Origin of the sequence: Halomonas sp. GFAJ-1 (assembly GCA_002966495.1) — a bacterium.
Lineage (GTDB): Bacteria > Pseudomonadota > Gammaproteobacteria > Pseudomonadales > Halomonadaceae > Vreelandella.
Genome location: CP016490.1, coordinates 2,987,402 through 3,003,564, shown reverse-complemented (window position 1 = coordinate 3,003,564; position 16,163 = coordinate 2,987,402). Strand labels below are relative to the sequence as shown.

Annotated in this window: 18 protein-coding genes and 2 tRNA genes; 14 read left to right on the top strand and 6 right to left on the bottom strand. The window is 51.9% G+C overall.

Going from position 1 to position 16,163, the window contains the following annotated elements; all coding sequences use genetic code 11:
- Nucleotides 1-88 precede the first annotated feature (88 nt).
- A tRNA-Val gene (locus tag BB497_13530) sits at nt 89-165 on the top strand.
- A 20-nt stretch (nt 166-185) separates the two neighbouring features.
- Nucleotides 186-262, top strand: a tRNA-Val gene (locus tag BB497_13525).
- Nucleotides 263-323: 61 nt separating this feature from the next.
- Here BB497_13525 and BB497_13520 read toward each other — a convergent pair.
- The 4 genes from BB497_13520 to metN all read right to left on the bottom strand — a co-directional run bounded on the left by BB497_13520 (nt 324) and on the right by metN (nt 3,483).
- Nucleotides 324-803, bottom strand: coding sequence for a histidine kinase (locus tag BB497_13520; GenBank protein ID AVI63652.1), 480 nt, complete (start codon nt 801-803; stop codon nt 324-326).
- Between the two features lie 107 nt (nt 804-910).
- Nucleotides 911-1,702, bottom strand: coding sequence for a hypothetical protein (locus tag BB497_13515; protein AVI63651.1), 792 nt, complete (start codon nt 1,700-1,702; stop codon nt 911-913).
- Nucleotides 1,703-1,805: 103 nt separating this feature from the next.
- The gene (locus tag BB497_13510) at nt 1,806-2,459 is read right to left on the bottom strand and encodes a methionine ABC transporter permease (GenBank protein ID AVI63650.1); all 654 of its coding nucleotides are present in this window, start codon (nt 2,457-2,459) and stop codon (nt 1,806-1,808) included.
- A complete protein-coding gene (gene metN / locus BB497_13505) occupies nt 2,440-3,483 on the bottom strand; it encodes a DL-methionine transporter ATP-binding subunit (protein AVI63649.1) in 1,044 nt (347 codons plus the stop codon). Before metN ends, BB497_13510 begins: the two co-directional genes overlap by 20 nt.
- Before the next feature lie 479 nt (nt 3,484-3,962).
- Between metN and BB497_13500 the strand changes: the two genes are divergently transcribed.
- From BB497_13500 to BB497_13455, 10 genes are all read left to right on the top strand, one after another.
- Nucleotides 3,963-4,589 carry a riboflavin synthase subunit alpha gene (locus BB497_13500; protein AVI63648.1) on the top strand — a complete coding sequence of 209 codons (627 nt, stop codon included), beginning with the start codon at nt 3,963-3,965 and terminating at the stop codon, nt 4,587-4,589.
- Between the two features lie 196 nt (nt 4,590-4,785).
- Entirely contained in the window at nt 4,786-6,084 is a 1,299-nt protein-coding gene (locus BB497_13495) for a guanine permease (protein AVI63647.1), read from the top strand.
- A 34-nt stretch (nt 6,085-6,118) separates the two neighbouring features.
- On the top strand, nt 6,119-6,664 hold the full coding sequence (locus BB497_13490) for an adenine phosphoribosyltransferase (GenBank protein ID AVI63646.1): 546 nt from the start codon (nt 6,119-6,121) through the stop codon (nt 6,662-6,664).
- Between the two features lie 8 nt (nt 6,665-6,672).
- The gene (locus BB497_13485) at nt 6,673-7,152 is read left to right on the top strand and encodes a xanthine phosphoribosyltransferase (protein ID AVI64355.1); all 480 of its coding nucleotides are present in this window, start codon (nt 6,673-6,675) and stop codon (nt 7,150-7,152) included.
- Between the two features lies 1 nt (nt 7,153).
- On the top strand, nt 7,154-7,837 hold the full coding sequence (locus tag BB497_13480; GenBank protein ID AVI63645.1) for a uracil-DNA glycosylase: 684 nt from the start codon (nt 7,154-7,156) through the stop codon (nt 7,835-7,837).
- A gap of 97 nt (nt 7,838-7,934) precedes the next feature.
- Entirely contained in the window at nt 7,935-8,564 is a 630-nt protein-coding gene (locus BB497_13475; GenBank protein ID AVI63644.1) for a uracil phosphoribosyltransferase, read from the top strand.
- Nucleotides 8,565-8,653: 89 nt separating this feature from the next.
- On the top strand, nt 8,654-9,883 hold the full coding sequence (locus BB497_13470; protein AVI63643.1) for a uracil permease: 1,230 nt from the start codon (nt 8,654-8,656) through the stop codon (nt 9,881-9,883).
- A gap of 37 nt (nt 9,884-9,920) precedes the next feature.
- Complete coding sequence (locus BB497_13465) at nt 9,921-10,472, top strand: molybdopterin-guanine dinucleotide biosynthesis protein B (GenBank protein ID AVI63642.1); 552 nt, start codon at nt 9,921-9,923, stop codon at nt 10,470-10,472.
- A gap of 13 nt (nt 10,473-10,485) precedes the next feature.
- Nucleotides 10,486-11,283 carry a molybdenum cofactor biosynthesis protein C gene (locus tag BB497_13460; protein ID AVI63641.1) on the top strand — a complete coding sequence of 266 codons (798 nt, stop codon included), beginning with the start codon at nt 10,486-10,488 and terminating at the stop codon, nt 11,281-11,283.
- A gap of 4 nt (nt 11,284-11,287) precedes the next feature.
- On the top strand, nt 11,288-11,782 hold the full coding sequence (locus tag BB497_13455) for a molybdenum cofactor biosynthesis protein E (GenBank protein ID AVI63640.1): 495 nt from the start codon (nt 11,288-11,290) through the stop codon (nt 11,780-11,782).
- Here the strand turns inward: BB497_13455 and BB497_13450 are convergent.
- Nucleotides 11,766-13,367, bottom strand: coding sequence for an MBL fold metallo-hydrolase (locus BB497_13450; GenBank protein AVI63639.1), 1,602 nt, complete (start codon nt 13,365-13,367; stop codon nt 11,766-11,768). The two genes, BB497_13455 and BB497_13450, sit on opposite strands and share 17 nt — an antisense overlap.
- Nucleotides 13,368-13,707: 340 nt before the next feature.
- Here BB497_13450 and BB497_13445 point away from each other — a divergent pair, with 340 nt between their 5' ends.
- Together BB497_13445 and BB497_13440 are read left to right on the top strand one after the other, a co-directional pair.
- Nucleotides 13,708-14,562, top strand: coding sequence for a formyltetrahydrofolate deformylase (locus tag BB497_13445; protein AVI63638.1), 855 nt, complete (start codon nt 13,708-13,710; stop codon nt 14,560-14,562).
- Nucleotides 14,563-14,580: 18 nt separating this feature from the next.
- Entirely contained in the window at nt 14,581-15,252 is a 672-nt protein-coding gene (locus BB497_13440) for a hypothetical protein (GenBank protein ID AVI63637.1), read from the top strand.
- Nucleotides 15,253-15,277: 25 nt separating this feature from the next.
- On the opposite strand, the gene BB497_13435 is transcribed toward BB497_13440, so the two are convergent.
- Entirely contained in the window at nt 15,278-15,958 is a 681-nt protein-coding gene (locus BB497_13435; protein AVI63636.1) for a repressor LexA, read from the bottom strand.
- Between the last annotated feature and the right edge of the window lie 205 nt (nt 15,959-16,163).

Below are 16,163 nucleotides of genomic sequence, written 5' to 3'. Positions count from 1 at the left end.
TTTTAACGCCTTAGTTTTGCCCTTGAGAAACTTAAAAACAGCTTGCAATTCAGCTATGAAGCCGTAGAATACGCATCCGTTGCACAGCAGGACCATAGCTCAGTTGGTTAGAGCGCCACGTTGACATCGTGGAGGTCGGCGGTTCAAATCCGCCTGGTCCTACCAATGCATGCAGCCTTTTTTACAGGACCATAGCTCAGTTGGTTAGAGCGCCACGTTGACATCGTGGAGGTCGGCGGTTCAAATCCGCCTGGTCCTACCAAGATTCGATAAAAACGCCTCGTTCTTTGAACGGGGCGTTTTTTTGTGTCGGTAGGCGGGCGCTAGTCGTTGTTGGTCGCGCAAGGAAGGTCGGTTTGGCTTATAAAAGTAGCCACTAGCGCTTCCATTCCAGCTTGGTCTTCTTGGCTAAAGCGAGTGTGCTGCGGGCTATCCAGATCAAGTACTCCCCATAATGTGTTATCTACGATAACGGGAATAACCAACTCTGAGCGTGACGCTGAATCGCAGGCAATGTGGTCGGCAATAGCGTGAACATCGTCAATACGTTGGGTTGTTTGCTGTCGTGCGGCGGCACCACATACCCCTTTATTGAAGGGAATAGGGTTGCAGGCTGGCTTTCCTTGAAAAGGGCCTAGACTAAGCACATTGGGCTGGCGCTGCAGGTAAAAACCTACCCAATTGAGCTCGCCAATGGCTTGGTAAATAAACGCGCAGGTTTGGGCACTGTTGGTTAACCAGTCCCGGGTATCTAACAGTGACTCAAGCTGGCGGTTGAGCAGCGCATAATCCACAGCGGCCATACTGACTCCTGGGTTAAAGCGGTTAAAATAGAAAGAGGTAAAACACATCAGGCCAGCCCTTAGGCTGGCCTGATGCTAGTGACATGCAGCGTGCTTTGAGGCTGAAATTACTCGATCCAGCCCGGTACAGCGCCGCCTTTGAACAGCTCTTCAGCTTTAGCGATAACTTCATCACGCTGGTAAGCATCTACTAGCTGGCGGATATCTTCGCGCTCTTCATCCCCTCCGCGCACGGCAATCAAGTTTACGTAGGGAGACTCTGGGCCTTCTTTAATCAGCGCGTCATCAAGATGCAGGCCTGCTGGCTGAGCAAAGGTGTTATTAATGAAGGCAAGGTCAACATCGGGCAGTACGCGGGGCAACTGCGCTGCTTCAATTTCCCGGAAGCGGAAGTTGCGCGGATTTTCCGCGATATCAATGGGGGTAGCTTCAAGGTTGCTAGGGTCATTCAGCGTGATTAGCCCCTTGTTGTGCATCAGTATCAGCGCACGGCCTTCGTTAGAGGGGTCGTTGGGCAGGGCAATCTGCGCGCCATTGGGTAGATCATCGATACTGTCATGCTTTTCAGAGTATGCGCCAATAGGGTAGACGAACGTGTAACCTGCAATCGCAAGGTCATATCCGCGGTCGTTTACCATCGCCTGTAGGTAGGGTTCGTGCTGATAGGCGTTAGCGTCAAGGCTGCCGTCGGCTAAGGCGGCGTTAGGGGTAACGTAATCAGTGAACTCAATGATTTCGACGTTTAGGTCGAACTCTTCTTTTGCAATTCGAGCCGCTACTTCCATCACTTCAGTTTCTGGGCCTGCCACGGTGCCCATCTTGATGGTGCGTGTTTCAGCGTTGGCGACATTAATGGCTAAGGCAAGGGCGGTGAGACTGCCGATAATGACTTTTTGCATAGCGTTTCTCCTGGAGCGTTATTGGAAGCTGATCCAATAATGAGGTAATAAAAAACAAATGTCTAATGCGTTTTAGTTATATTTGTGGCATGTCTTCGTATGGCTATTTCCGGTCGCTTTTACGCACCAAATAATCGCCCAGGCTTTGGAAGCCCTGCACCATCACCACCAAAATAACGACGGTGATGAGCATGATGGTTGGGTTGAAGCGATTGTAGCCATAGCGAATGCCAAGATCGCCAAGCCCGCCGCCGCCCACAGCGCCGGCCATAGCAGAGTAGCTAACCAGGGTAACCAGAGTAATTGTTAAGCCTGTAATAATGCCGCCCCTTGCTTCAGGGATAAGCACCTTGCAAATGATTTGCCAAGGCGTTGCGCCCATGGACTGCGCCGATTCAATCAGGCCGGGGGAGATTTCATTAAGTGCCCCTTCTATTAACCGCGCAACGAAAGGTATGGCGGCAATGGTTAGCGGAACCGAAGCGGCGTTGATGCCAATAGATGTGCCCACTAGCATGCGGGTGAAAGGAATAATCGCAACCATAAGGATAATGAAGGGAATTGAGCGGCCAATATTAGTAACAATGCCTAGCACCTGATTAAGCACCGGCATGGCTAAAATTTGCCGTGGGCGTGTTGCGTAGAGCATGACCCCAAGCGGCAGGCCAATCAGTGTTGAGATTAACCCTGATATCGCCACCATATAAAGCGTATCCAGCGTGGCTTGTAAAATAAGATTAAACATTGCGCTGGACATGACCCAGTACCTCTACCTGTAATTGATGTGCTTCTAAATACGCCATAGCTTCTTGGGTTTGAGCGGTGGTGCCTAGCAGTTCGGCAATCATTAGCCCAAGCGTGCGCTCCTGGATAGATTCGACCTTGGCTTGCAAGATGCTTACATCAACACCGCATTCACGGGCAAGACGAGATATAAGCGGTGTCGAAACCGCATCCCCCGAGAAGGTTAGCCTTACCACAGGGTGTGTGTGCTCGCCCGGTGAGTCGTTGAGACGTTCAATAAGCTCTTTGGGTGGGCTTAACTGTAAAAAATCATTGAGAAATTCCCGTCCTAGCTGAGTGCTAGGCGCTGTGAAAAAGTCGCCTACTTCGGCATCCTCAACCAGTTTGCCGTCTGAAATTAAGCTAACCCGGTGGCAGATAGACTTCACCACTTCCATCTCGTGGGTAATCAATAAAATAGTAATACCTAGCTGCTTATTAATGCTTCTTAAAAGCTCAAGAATAGAACCCGTTGTCTGTGGGTCGAGGGCAGAAGTGGCTTCGTCGCACAGCAGTACGTTGGGTTTGCTAGCTAACGCGCGGGCAATCGCAACGCGCTGTTTTTGGCCACCGGAGAGCTGGGCAGGGTACTGCTGGGCTTTATCGGCTAAGCCGACCATCTCTAACAGCGGCAGCACGCGTTCTTTAATAGCGCTGCGTTTCTGACCCATTAGCTCCAGGGGAAGCGCGACATTATCAAACACCGTACGCGTTGTTAGCAGGTTAAAGTGCTGAAAAATCATGCCAATACGATGGCGAGCTTGGTTCAGGGCGGAGCGCTTTAATAGCGTCATTTCCTGACCATCAACCGTGACGCTGCCGCTAGTGGGGCGCTCTAAAAGGTTGACGCAGCGAATGAGCGTTGACTTGCCTGCGCCGGAAAGGCCAATGACGCCGTGGATGGTGCCTTTGGGTATTGTTAAATTAACTTCTTTTAAGGCATGGACGGCATTTTTGCCGCTGCCATAGGTTTTACTAACGTTACTAAGCTTAATCATAGCGTCTGCCTTAGATCGTAGGCCGAAGACGGGGGAGTGCGAGGGGGCGATCGTAGGGCGGGAAACAAAAAAAGGCCACCCTGACGGGTGGCCATCAACGCTGGACACACCCTTTTAGCTGCACTTCACCACGCCGTAGGCTTGGTGGACGCCCGCAATCTGGGTACAAATCGGCGTCATTACATTTGCGGCGAAAGTCTAAAGAGGCCAGGGTGGTTTGTCAAACCAAACCATTCGTTTTTATGTGTTTTAGCCATATAAATGGAGTTTTAAACTGTTTAGGCGTTGTTTTTTAGGTCTAAATCTTTTTTTAGGGGTGAGAGGCAGTCGCTAGCAGTAAAAACGATTGTTTAAGCCACCATGGGGCTGGGCGCTGCGTTAAAGGGCATACCTGCACAAGGTCGGCGCATTAGTAGTAAGCTTGCGCAAATTTTCATACGCATTTTAAACAGACGAGCGTTTCGATAAGGAGTGGCAATATGTTTACCGGCATTGTGCAGGGTATTGCAGAGGTGGTGGAGGTGCGCGAGCTTGAGGAGTTTCGTACCCATGTTGTCGCATTGCCAGCAGAGATGCGTGAAGGTTTGGCAATCGGTGCCTCGGTCGCCCATAACGGTGTCTGCTTGACCGTAACGGCGATAGACGGGGACAACGTTAGTTTCGACCTGATGCGTGAAACGCTGAGATTGACTAATCTTGGTGCAATATCGCCAGGGCAGTGCGTCAATATAGAGCGTGCCGCACGTTTTGGGGATGAGATAGGCGGACATTCAATGTCAGGCCATATTATTTGTATGGCGAGGGTGGTGGCAATTGAAGAAGCGCCAAACAACCGCAGGCTTTGGTTTTCACTGCCTGAAGAGATTAGTCGGTTTGTGTTTGAGAAAGGCTACATTGGTGTCGATGGTATCAGTTTAACGGTTGGCGATGTGCGGCCTAGCCCTAATGGGGGGGGGGTTGAATTCAGTGTGAATTTAATTCCTGAAACGTTGCTACGCACCATGTTAAAAGAGCGTGTCATTGGCGATCAGGTCAACATAGAGATTGATCCGCAAACACAGGTAATCGTAGAGACCGTTGAGCGGGTACTGGCAGGCCTCCGGTAAGCTTCTATTTTCGCATTCCCTGACCGATCGGTTAATTCATGGCCCGAAGTTTGCTAGCCAATAAGTAGTGGGTAATATTCCCGCTTTAGCTAGCCGCACGTTAGGTACTCGCATCGCGTAGTACCTTTCGGTAGTATGTGCGGCTTTTCTCGCACCAAGGGACGCATTCAGCGTTAGCGCGAAGGACAAAAACTACATGAAACTACTGGATAACTACTTCAAGCTCACCGAGCAGAAGACAAACGTGAAGACCGAGGTGATTGCGGGTATCACCACGTTCCTCACCATGGCGTATATCATCTTCGTTAACCCAAGCATTCTTTCAGAAGCTGGGATGGATTATGGCGCCGTCTTTGTTGCCACCTGTGTTGCCGCCGCGATTGGCTGTTTCATCATGGGGCTGTGGGCTAACTACCCTATTGCTCAAGCGCCTGGTATGGGCCTAAACGCCTTCTTTACCTATGGCGTTGTATTGGGAATGGGGTATACCTGGGAGGCTGCCTTGGGGGCGGTGTTCTTCTCAGGTTTTGCGTTTTTCCTACTGAGTATTTTCAAAGTGCGTGAGTGGATTATTAATTCAATTCCACTCTCGTTGCGCCTAGGTATTGCGGCAGGTATCGGCCTTTTTCTAGCGATGATTGCGCTTAAAAATGCCGGTATTGTGGTGTCTAATCCTGCAACCTATGTCGCGTTGGGAGACCTCTCCCAGCCGCCTGCGCTTTATGCGCTGCTAGGCTTTTTTGTTATTACTGCGCTGGCGTATCTGAAAGTCACTGGTGCAGTGATGATCGGTATTTTAGGTGTCACTGTGCTGGCGATGCTTTTTGGCCATAACCAGTATGGTGGCATTATGTCGATGCCGCCGTCTGTCGCGCCAACCTTTATGGCAATGGATTTGATGGGCGCGCTTGATGTGGCGATGCTGAGCGTTATTTTTGCATTTTTGTTTGTTGATCTATTTGATACCTCTGGCACCTTGGTGGGCGTTGCTCATCGTGGAAAGCTGTTGGATAAAGACGGCAAACTGCCGCGCATTGGTCGCGCTATGATGGCAGATAGCACAGCGTCCATGGCCGGTGCTGCACTGGGTACATCCACCACTACCAGCTACATTGAATCTACAGCGGGTATTGCCTCCGGTGGCCGCACGGGATTAACCGCAGTAGTCGTCGGTGTGCTTTTCCTCATCAGTCTATTTTTTGCGCCGCTGGCTGGGTCTATACCCGCCTACGCAACCGCTGGAGCACTGCTTTATGTGGCGGTGTTAATGGCGGGCAGCTTGGCTCACGCAAACTGGGAAGACCCCACAGATGCTGCGCCAGTGCTTATTGCTGCGCTGGCTATGCCGCTTACGTTCTCGATTGCGGAAGGTATAGCGCTAGGGTTTATCAGCTTTGTGGCAATTAAAACGCTGTCGGGTCGTTTCAAAGACTTGAATCCAGCGGTGATTATATTGGCCCTGCTGTTTGCGGCAAAATTCCTATTCTTGGGTTAATACCCTGTTTTTTTACTAATCAATGAGAGACGCGATGAGCATCTACGGCGATTACATTAAGTCCGTTATTCGCACGGTTCCCGACTGGCCCGAGCAGGGGGTGAATTTTCGAGATATTACGCCCCTGCTACAAAACAGCGCTGCTTTTCGCAAGCTGATTGATAGCTTTGTGCACCGCTACCAGGAGATGAACTTAGATGCCATCGCGGCAATTGATGCACGGGGGTTTATTATTGGTGCCCCATTAGCCTACGAGCTGGGCTGCAGCTTTGTACCCGTGCGCAAGAAGGGCAAACTGCCTTTCAAAACAATCAGTGAAACCTACACGCTTGAGTATGGTCATTCGGAAGTTGAGCTTCACTCGGATGCCTTTCAAAAAGATGACCGGATTCTGCTGATGGATGACCTTATTGCGACCGGCGGTACCATGCTGGCGGCTGCTAATCTGATTCAGCGCAGCGGCGGCCACGTTGTTGAGACCGCAACGATTATTGATTTGCCTGAACTGGGTGGATCTCAGAAAATTCGCGATGCTGGTTATAGCGTATTCGCGGTATGTTCATTTAACGAAGACGAGTAATGCCTCCTATGAGCAGCGAACGCTATCACCAACACTTCACCGTTTCCTGGGATCAATTGCACCGCGATGTGCGCCAGCTGTGCCATCAGATGATCGAGCGTGACTTTAAAGGCATTGTGGCGATTACGCGTGGCGGGTTAATTCCAGCGGCGCTGATTGCTAGGGAGCTGAATATTCGCCTGATCGATACGGTCTGTATCAAGAGCTATGATCATATGGATCAGGGTGGTCTGGATATAATGAAAGGCGTTGACCATGATGGCGACGGTTGGCTGCTGGTAGATGATCTAGTCGATACCGGTAAAACTGCACGTGCTGTGCGTAAAATGCTGCCCAAGGCTCATTTCGTCACTATTTACGCTAAGCCGGATGGCCGCCCCTTGGTAGATCAATACCTTACCGAAGTGGGCCAACAATGTTGGATCCAGTTCCCTTGGGATATGGGGATTGCCTACGTTGAACCCCTCGTCGATCAAATGAAAAAGTAATATGTCTAGCCCCTTACCTAACGACTGGCATCAATGGCTTGGGCAAGAGTTCCAGGCTGACTACATGAAGACTTTGAAGCACTTTTTGGCTCAGGAAAAAGCGGCCAAGAAAGTTATCTACCCACACTCAACCAATTGGTTTAGAGCATTTGAACTGACGCCGTTGAGTGAGGTTAAGGTCGTTATATTGGGGCAGGACCCCTACCATGGGCCTAATCAGGCCCATGGGCTCTGTTTTTCTGTACAGCCTGGTATTCAGGTGCCGCCGTCACTGGTAAATATCTATAAAGAGTTGGCCAGTGATGTTGGTTTTACGCCGGTTCGCCATGGGTTTCTAGAGCATTGGGCCAGGCAGGGTGTGCTGCTTTTGAACACAGCGCTAACCGTTGAGCAGGGCAATGCGGCATCTCATCGGGGGAAGGGGTGGGAACCTTTTACCGACCGCGCCATTGAAACCGTCAATCAACATGCTGACCCCTGTGTTTTCTTGCTTTGGGGTAGCCATGCACGCCAAAAAAAATCCCTGATTGATCAAGGGCGGCATTTAGTGCTGGAGTCCCCGCACCCATCGCCGTTATCAGCACATCGGGGGTTCTTTGGTAATCAGCACTTTTCCCGTTCTAACCAATTCTTGATAGATAACGGGCGCTCGCCGATTGCGTGGCAATTGCCGGAAACCCCTTAACCTAATGGTCAGTTGCGGGTAGAATGGCGCGCAATTTTGTAAGCCTGTCGATGCGACGCTAGTCGCCATCCTGAATCTCCTGCAGTGAGGTAGTCCCATGAGTGTCTATGCCATTAACCATCCGCTTGTTCAACATAAACTGGGACTGATGCGGGAAGCTGATTTGAGCACCAAGAGCTTCCGTGAACTAGCAGGTGAGGTGGCTAAGCTATTGACCTATGAAGCAACCAAGGGTCTTGAGCTTGAGGATCACGAGATTCATGGCTGGAATGGAGAGCCTATTGCGACGCGTCGCCTTAAAGGTAAAAAAGTCACTGTAGTGCCTATCTTGCGTGCAGGACTAGGTATGTTGGAAGGGGTAACAGACCTCATTCCAAGTGCCCGGGTAAGCGTAGTGGGACTTTACAGAGATGAAGAGACACTTGAGCCAGTACCGTACTTTGCCAAATTTGCTAACGACATCGAAGAGCGTATGGCCATTGTCATTGACCCCATGTTAGCTACTGGAGGGTCAATGGTAGCCACACTGGATATGCTGCGTGAGCGTGGCTGCGCGCATATGAAAGTGATTGTGCTGGTGGCGGCACCGGAAGGCATTAAGCGCGTACAGGATGCATACCCGGAGGTTGAGATTTATACCGCGTCAGTGGATGAGCGGCTCGATGAGAATGGCTACATCGTGCCGGGCTTGGGAGATGCTGGCGATAAGATATTCGGGACGCGCTAAGCCGCTACCCCACATTGCCCCTTGCGCTTAGCGTTAGGGGCATTTTTTTGGCCCGTTACTACACATAATTTACCAATGGGAACCTGAAGATGAGTAACACTGCTAATCCTGAGTCGTGGCCTAAGACACTACTTACCGGGGCGCAAATGCTGTTTGTGGCTTTTGGTGCCCTGGTGCTGGTGCCCCTGCTAACTGGCTTGGACCCAAGCGTGGCGCTGTTTACTGCAGGGGTGGGGACGCTTGTTTTTCATGGGGTGACCAAACAAACCGTTCCCGTCTTTCTCGCCTCCTCATTTGCATTTATCGCACCGATTCAAGGTTCGATTGCGAGTTTCGGTGTTTCCGCCACCATGGGCGGTTTAATGGCAGCGGGTCTTGTATATGTGGCTATTTCACAAGCCGTTCGTTTGAAAGGGACAGCATGGCTGCACCGTTTGCTGCCGCCTGTGGTGGTTGGGCCGGTGATTATGGTCATCGGCTTAGCCTTAGCACCTGTTGCAGTGAGCATGGCCACGGGTGAGACCAGCGATAATATCGGTTACGGGCAGGCGATTTTTCTATCGATGGCAAGCTTGGTGGTTACTCTGATACTTGCCGTGTTTGGGCGTGGGATATTGCGCCTCGTGCCTATAATGGGGGGTATTGCCACAGGCTATATTTTGGCATTGATAATGGGTGTGGTGGATTTTTCTCCGGTACATAACGCGGCTTGGTTGGCACTGCCTAGTTTTACCGCACCCAGCTTTCACTGGGCGGCGATTCTATTCATGATTCCAGTGGCGATTGCACCTGCGGTAGAGCACATTGGTGACATGGTGGCGATTGGCTCGGTAACCCGTAAGAATTACCTGGAAAAACCTGGCTTGCACCGCACGCTACTAGGGGATGGCCTGGCTACCACCACAGCAGCTCTATTTGGTGGGCCACCTAACACGACCTACTCTGAAGTGACTGGTGCGGTCACTTTAACGCGGGCATTTAATCCTCGTTATATGGTGGTTGCGGCCGTTATTGCCATCATCTTGGCCTTTGTGGGCAAGTTGGGCGCGATTCTGCAAACTATCCCTGGCCCCGTCATGGGGGGGATCATGACGCTGCTGTTTGGTTCTATCGCTGTTGTGGGGATGAACACGTTAGTACGGGCTGGGCAGTCGCTCACGGCTGCGCGTAATTTGGTGGTGGTGTCGCTAATCTTAGTGTTTGGTATTGGTGGGATGCAGTTCGGCGGTGGCCAATTTACCTTGCAGGGCGTTAGTTTGGCGGCACTGGTGGGCATTGCGTTAAACTGGCTGCTACCTGCTGAAAAAGAGGGCGAATAGTCTCATTGAAACGCTGAATAAAATAACGGTGCCGGTCATGAAAACCTCAATCGATAGCCCGTTCCCAGTGCTAGGGGTTGCGGCTTGGAGCGGTACGGGCAAAACCACCCTGTTAGCCCAAGTATTACCGCGTTTGCGAGCGCATGGGCTAGAGGTGGGGGTGATTAAGCACGCTCACCACAGCTTCGATATAGATAAGCCTGGCAAGGATAGCTATCAGCTTCGTCAAGCCGGTGCGGCGCCAATGTTGATCGCTTCTCGGCAACGTTTCGCGTTAATGCAAGAAACCCCCGGTCAAGCAGAGCCCGATTTGAGCAAATTGCTGGCAATGATGGTTCCTCACCAGCCTGATCTTGTCATTGTTGAGGGCTTTAAAGCCTGGCCAATCCCCAAGCTCGTACTCTACCGTGAAGGCATAGGCGAACCTTCTATTGTAAGCAATGAGTGGGTGCAGGCGGTGGCCACTATTGGGCCAGCGCCTCTAGCATTAAGCGCAACGGTAGCGCATCTTAATCTGGATGATATCGAGGCGGTTACTCAGTGGGTGATTAGCTGGGTGAATGATCAATCCCGTACCGTGGTTTTTTAAAAAAGGTAATGTTATGCAGCTAACCCACCTCAATACCCATGGTGAAGCCAATATGGTGGATGTCGGTGATAAGCATGAAACGCGCCGCGAAGCGGTGGCTTCTGGCCGTATTGTGATGCATCCAGAAACTCTTCAGCTGTTAAGTGATGGCGCGCTGCCAAAAGGGGATGTGCTGGCTACAGCTCGTATTGCTGGCATTCAGGCGGCAAAGCGTACCCATGAGCTGATTCCGCTCTGCCATGCGCTGGCGCTTTCCAAAGTGTCGGTTGATTTTGACGTTGACCATGCCAATGGCTGGGTAAATGTTTCGGCACTTTGTCGGCTCAATGGCCGTACGGGTGTAGAAATGGAAGCGCTTACTGCCGTCTCTGTGGCGTGTTTGACGCTTTACGATATGTGCAAGGCCGTAGACAAAGAGATGCGTATCGAGGCCGTTCAGCTAGATAGTAAGCGCGGAGGTGTGCGCGGTGACTACCAGCGTGCGCCTACCGCTGCGCCTATTGTGACCGGTGAAGGGGCGGCGGGTGAGGTGCGCTTGGGCGAGCGCTGTGTTTCCCCCTGTGTGCGGGTCAAGTTCTTAGCTGAGCTGCGCGAACGCGTGGGGCAGAGCGATGTAACTATCCATCTTGACAAGTTGCCAAGCCGTGACGTTGCAGGTTTAAAAGCTGCCTTAGCCGAGCGGGATACGCGGTTTAGCGTGCTTTCCGATCAACGGGCGCTGTGTGCGATCAATCAAGTGATGGCAAATGATACGTCGCGCATTACCGATGAAGATGAAGTTGCTTTCTTTCCGCCGGTAACGGGAGGCTAGTCCCATGGCTGACGCGGTCTTGGATATTGCAGTGGAGGTGCAGGCAGCGCCGTTCTCAATGGATTACGGCTATGAGTCAACGCTTCAGCAACGCACAGATATTGGTGCAATCGTTAGCTTTACTGGCCTGGTGAGAGATTTTAACGAAACACCCGACGTAACGGGGCTAACGCTTGAGCATTACCCAGGGATGACGGAGCGCACCCTGGCTGAGATTGGTGAGCAGGCGTGGGAGCGTTGGTCGTTGCAAGCCGTGCGGATTATTCATCGAGTAGGGCATTTATCACCAGGCGACCCGATTGTCAGAGTGCTGGTTGCCAGTGCCCACCGTCGGGATGCGTTTAACGCTTGTGATTTCATTATGGATTATTTGAAAACTCAAGCGCCATTTTGGAAAAAAGAGCACTCCCGTGAGGGGGCTTACTGGGTTAAAGAGCGCGATAGTGATCAGCAGGATGCCGATCGCTGGTCATCATCCGAGCCTAAGGCTGGCTATTAAGCTCCTCGGCGGAAGGCATTTCAGTCGCCATGATTTGTAAATGCACATCAGGCATGTGTTGGCAGTGGTTGGCTAGCCACTGAATAAGGCGTGGCTGAAGGGCTAAGCGTAAATCTGCCAGGGTGTCTGCTTCGATTTCCTCCAGTTGAGCATCAAGCCAATCGCTAAAGCTCTCCTCATCAAGAGGACTCGCGCTGCTAGCATCAAGCATTAAACGCCCTATACGCCACCAGCCTGTTTCGCTGGCGGTGACCGGCAATGCAAGAAACAAGCTACCACGCCGCGCCTTGGACGAAGATGCATCAAGCCCTGGGTGGGGAATGACGCTGTTTTGATTAACGATGCAGGGTAGTTGCGGGTAACGCTGTTCACAGCGCAAGCCTTGTTTATCAAAGGCGATCATATCGCCGTTAGTCGGCGCCAATGGGGCGCTGATGCCAAGAGAGGTGGCAATCGCTTGATGCGCCTCCTGATGGCGCGCCTCTCCGTGTACGGGCAGTAGTGATTTTGGCCTTACCCACTGGTAGAGCTTTTTCAGCTCTTCCTGGGCGGGGTGCCCGGTGGCATGCAGCTCTGGATGATTCATCTCATCGAAAAGAGTGACGCCAAGCTGGGAGAGGCGTTTTTTAAGCTGCTCAATAGGCCGCTCGTTTCCCGGTATCGCCTTGGCGGAAAAAATGACGCTATCGCCTGGCGCTAAATCCATAAAGGGATGCCGCCCTTGGGCTAAGCGTTGCAAGGCGGCGCGTGGCTCTCCTTGGCTGCCGGTGGCAATCACCACAACTTCATTAGGCGGCAAGTAGCCTAGGTCGTGAGGTGGTACGAGCGGTGGAAAATCGTCTAAGTACCCCAAGCCCTTAGCAACGCTTACCATGCGCTCCATGGAGCGCCCCATTAGGCTGACACGGCGTCCGCATCGCTGGGCTGCCAGGCCGATAGCCAATACCCGCGCTAAGTTACTGGCAAAGCATGAGACCACAACGCGTCCGGTGCACTTCTCTAAGGTTTTAACGAGTGCTCTGGCCACATCGCCTTCGCTACCTGAGTGACCTGGCATTGGGGCATTGGTCGAGTCGCCCACCAGCAAATCAATTGGCGCTAAGGCCCGGAAATTTGCTGCATTCACCGGCGTGCCAATTAACGGTTCGGGGTCAAGTTTCCAATCACCGCTATGCAGAATGCGATATTCTCCCGCCATCATCATAATGGCGCAGCTTTCCGGGATAGAGTGAGTAAGCAGCAAGTAGCGCAGCGTAAAGGGTCCCTGCTGCATGGCATCGCCCGGCTCAATGACCTGTATAGCCGCGCTGCTTAGCTGATGCTCGGCAAATTTCAGCCGCAGCAGCCCAGCGGCAAGCGGGGTTGCATAAATCGGGCAGTTCCACTTTGGCCATAGCCACGCAACGGCGCCGATGTGGTCTTCATGCCCATGGGTAATAAAGAGCGCCTGGGGCTTAATGCCTAAGGTATCCAGGGTGTCGGTATTGGGTACTTGTAAGGGGGCATTGGGTAAATCTTGGCGAATCATCATGCCGCAGTCGACGGCGATCCATTGATCGCCGTATCCATACAGCGTCAGATTCATTCCAATTTCACCGCACCCGCCCAGCGGAAGCAGGCGCAATGGTGGGCGACGACGGGGACGAAGTAGAGCGCGTGTTGGATGCATTAGTCACGAAAAGCCTAAAAAGTAAGACCTTAACTATACGGGAAGGCAGGGGCGGCTAACAATCACCGTGGCTTCTCCCCGGTGCTTAGCCAGAGGGCTTCCGGTACACTAGAGAGACTGATGTGTTGCTTTTAACATCAGAAAACTAACCCTAAGCGTGCCATTGAAATAAGTTAAGTGTGCCGATTAAAACTGCCTATTAAAAAAAGCACCTATCAAAGCACCTGTTAAAAGTACCTATTAAGAGTAGCTATCTATGTCGCACTATTATCGTCTCGTTGTTTCTTGCCCTGACCAAGTGGGCATTGTGGCGCGTGTTTCCAGTTTTATTGCCGAGCAGGGGGGCTCAATTACTGAAGCAAGTCAGCATTCCGATCTTGAAACAGGCCGGTTTTTTATGCGCTATGAAATTTTAGCCGATTCACTAGGAATGTCGGCAGAGGCGCTGCGTAACGCTTTTGAACCCGTGGCAGAAGCGTTCAATATGCAGTGGTCGTTAATGGATACCCAAAAGCGGCGCCGCGTTGTATTAATGGTGTCGCGGGAGTCTCACTGCTTGGTGGACTTGCTATATCGCTGGCAGGCAGGTGAGCTAGACTGCGACATCGTGGGTGTGATTTCCAACCACGAAGATATGCGTTCGCTGACCGAGTGGTACGGCATTCCTTACCACCATGTGCCGGTTGACGCAGCTAATAAGCAGGCATCGTTTGAGAAGGTGCAGGCACAAATTGATAGCGCCCGCGCTGATTGCGTCGTGTTAGCACGCTATATGCAAATCTTGCCCCCCGCGCTATGCGAGCGGTATGCCGGGCGCGTGATTAATATACATCACAGCTTTTTGCCCTCTTTTGCTGGCGCAAAACCGTATCACCAAGCTTACGAGCGAGGCGTGAAACTCATAGGGGCTACCTGTCATTATGTCACCGAAGAGTTGGATGCCGGACCTATTATCGAGCAGGATATCCATCGCGTTAGCCACTGTCATACACCCACCGATCTTGTGCGATTTGGCCGGGACGTTGAGAAAGCCGTATTGGCGCGAGGGTTACGTTGGCACCTTGAAGATCGCGTGCTAATCCACGGAAATAAAACGGTTGTGTTCAGTTAACTGTTGTTAGGGGCTGCCATGTCATTTGCACAAAGTGTTCTTGCACCCTGGGCGCTGGTGCTTACCTGGTTAATAGCGTTTGGTGTATTGGCTTGGGTGGCATGGCAGCGCCCCTGGCACGTTCTGAACAGTGATGTAGCGCTTCAGCATCGCTGGTTGGCAGCTACGCTAGCGGTCATGCTGATGTGGCAGCTGCGTGCTCAAGCGGTGGACTGGCTTACGCTACATCTTGTTTTTACCGTGCTAATGACCTTGGTATTTAGGATCCCCCTGGCGCTTCTAAGTAACGCAATGATTAATATAGCGATGGTGGTGATAGGGCGTAATGACTGGGTGCTTTGGGGAGCTAACGTCTTGGTAACGGGAATCATGCCCGCGTTTATCATTGGCGTGGTTTGGCGTCTAGTTGACCGACGGTTGCCCGATAACTTGATGGTATTTATGTTTGCCTGTGGTTTTTTCGGGGCAGCCTTAGCTACGTTGGGCGCTGGATTGACCGCCGTACTGCTGATTGTAGCGGCAGGGACCGACCCTGAGGCGGTTTATCTTGCTCAGGAGTATGCTCGGTTTCTGCCGCTTTTAATGCCCTCCGAAGCGTTTCTAACGGGCATGCTGTTAAGCATCTTATTGGTCTATCACCCTAGCTGGGTGGCCACGTTCAATGACCACCGCTATATCGATTCTCAATAAGCGCGCCAGTAGTGGTAGGGGGCTATTAGCCTAATGCCTGGCCGTTGCCACCCCGTATAACCCCAACGCCGACACCTTCAATGTCCAGCTGCTGAGTGCGTAGGTCAATTTCAATGGGTGCGAAGTCGGCGTTCTCAGCCACTAGAGTCACCTGGTGACCTTGGCGCCTAAAGCGTTTAACGGTGACTTCATCTTCCAAGCGAGCAACGACAATTTGCCCATCGCGAACTCGGTCAGTGCGATGCACTGCCAGTAGATCGCCTTCAAGGATACCCACGTCTTTCATCGATAACCCACGCACTCGCAGCAGGTAGTCCGCTTTTGGCGTGAAATACTCTGCGGGGAGTGGGCAGTAGCGGTCAATGTGCTCGGCGGCCAGAATGGGGCTGCCAGCTGCAACCTCTCCAATGACCGGTAGCCCAATGAACTGGGTGTCCACCTGGGGGGTAGAGGGGGGTGCTGAAGCAGCCTCAGTCAGTTCTGAAGCATCCTGGTTAGGCAGGCGGATGCCCCGTGATGTATTGCGGATAATCCGGATGGCCCCTTTGCGCTCTAGCGCGCGAAGATGCTCTTCTGCCGCGTTGGGAGAGCGGAATCCTAGTGCTTTGGCAATTTCAGCGCGTGTCGGGGGGTAGCCGAATTCACCCATTGTTTTAACGATAAAATCAAATACGTGCTGCTGACGTGCTGTGAGTGGACGCGACATACCAAACTCCAAAAAATGAAAAGACAGTAGCTACATGTCGGCTAATCAGTATGTGTTTAAGTATACAGTATGTTCCTCTGTCCAGTACATGGCTGGCCTGTATCTTGATGTAGGGCTTGATGATGTAGGTACTAAGCGGCACGAGCGTTTGAATTGTTTAGAAAAATAGTGACAGGTAGCTGGCAGTTGTCTTCATATAAAGAAT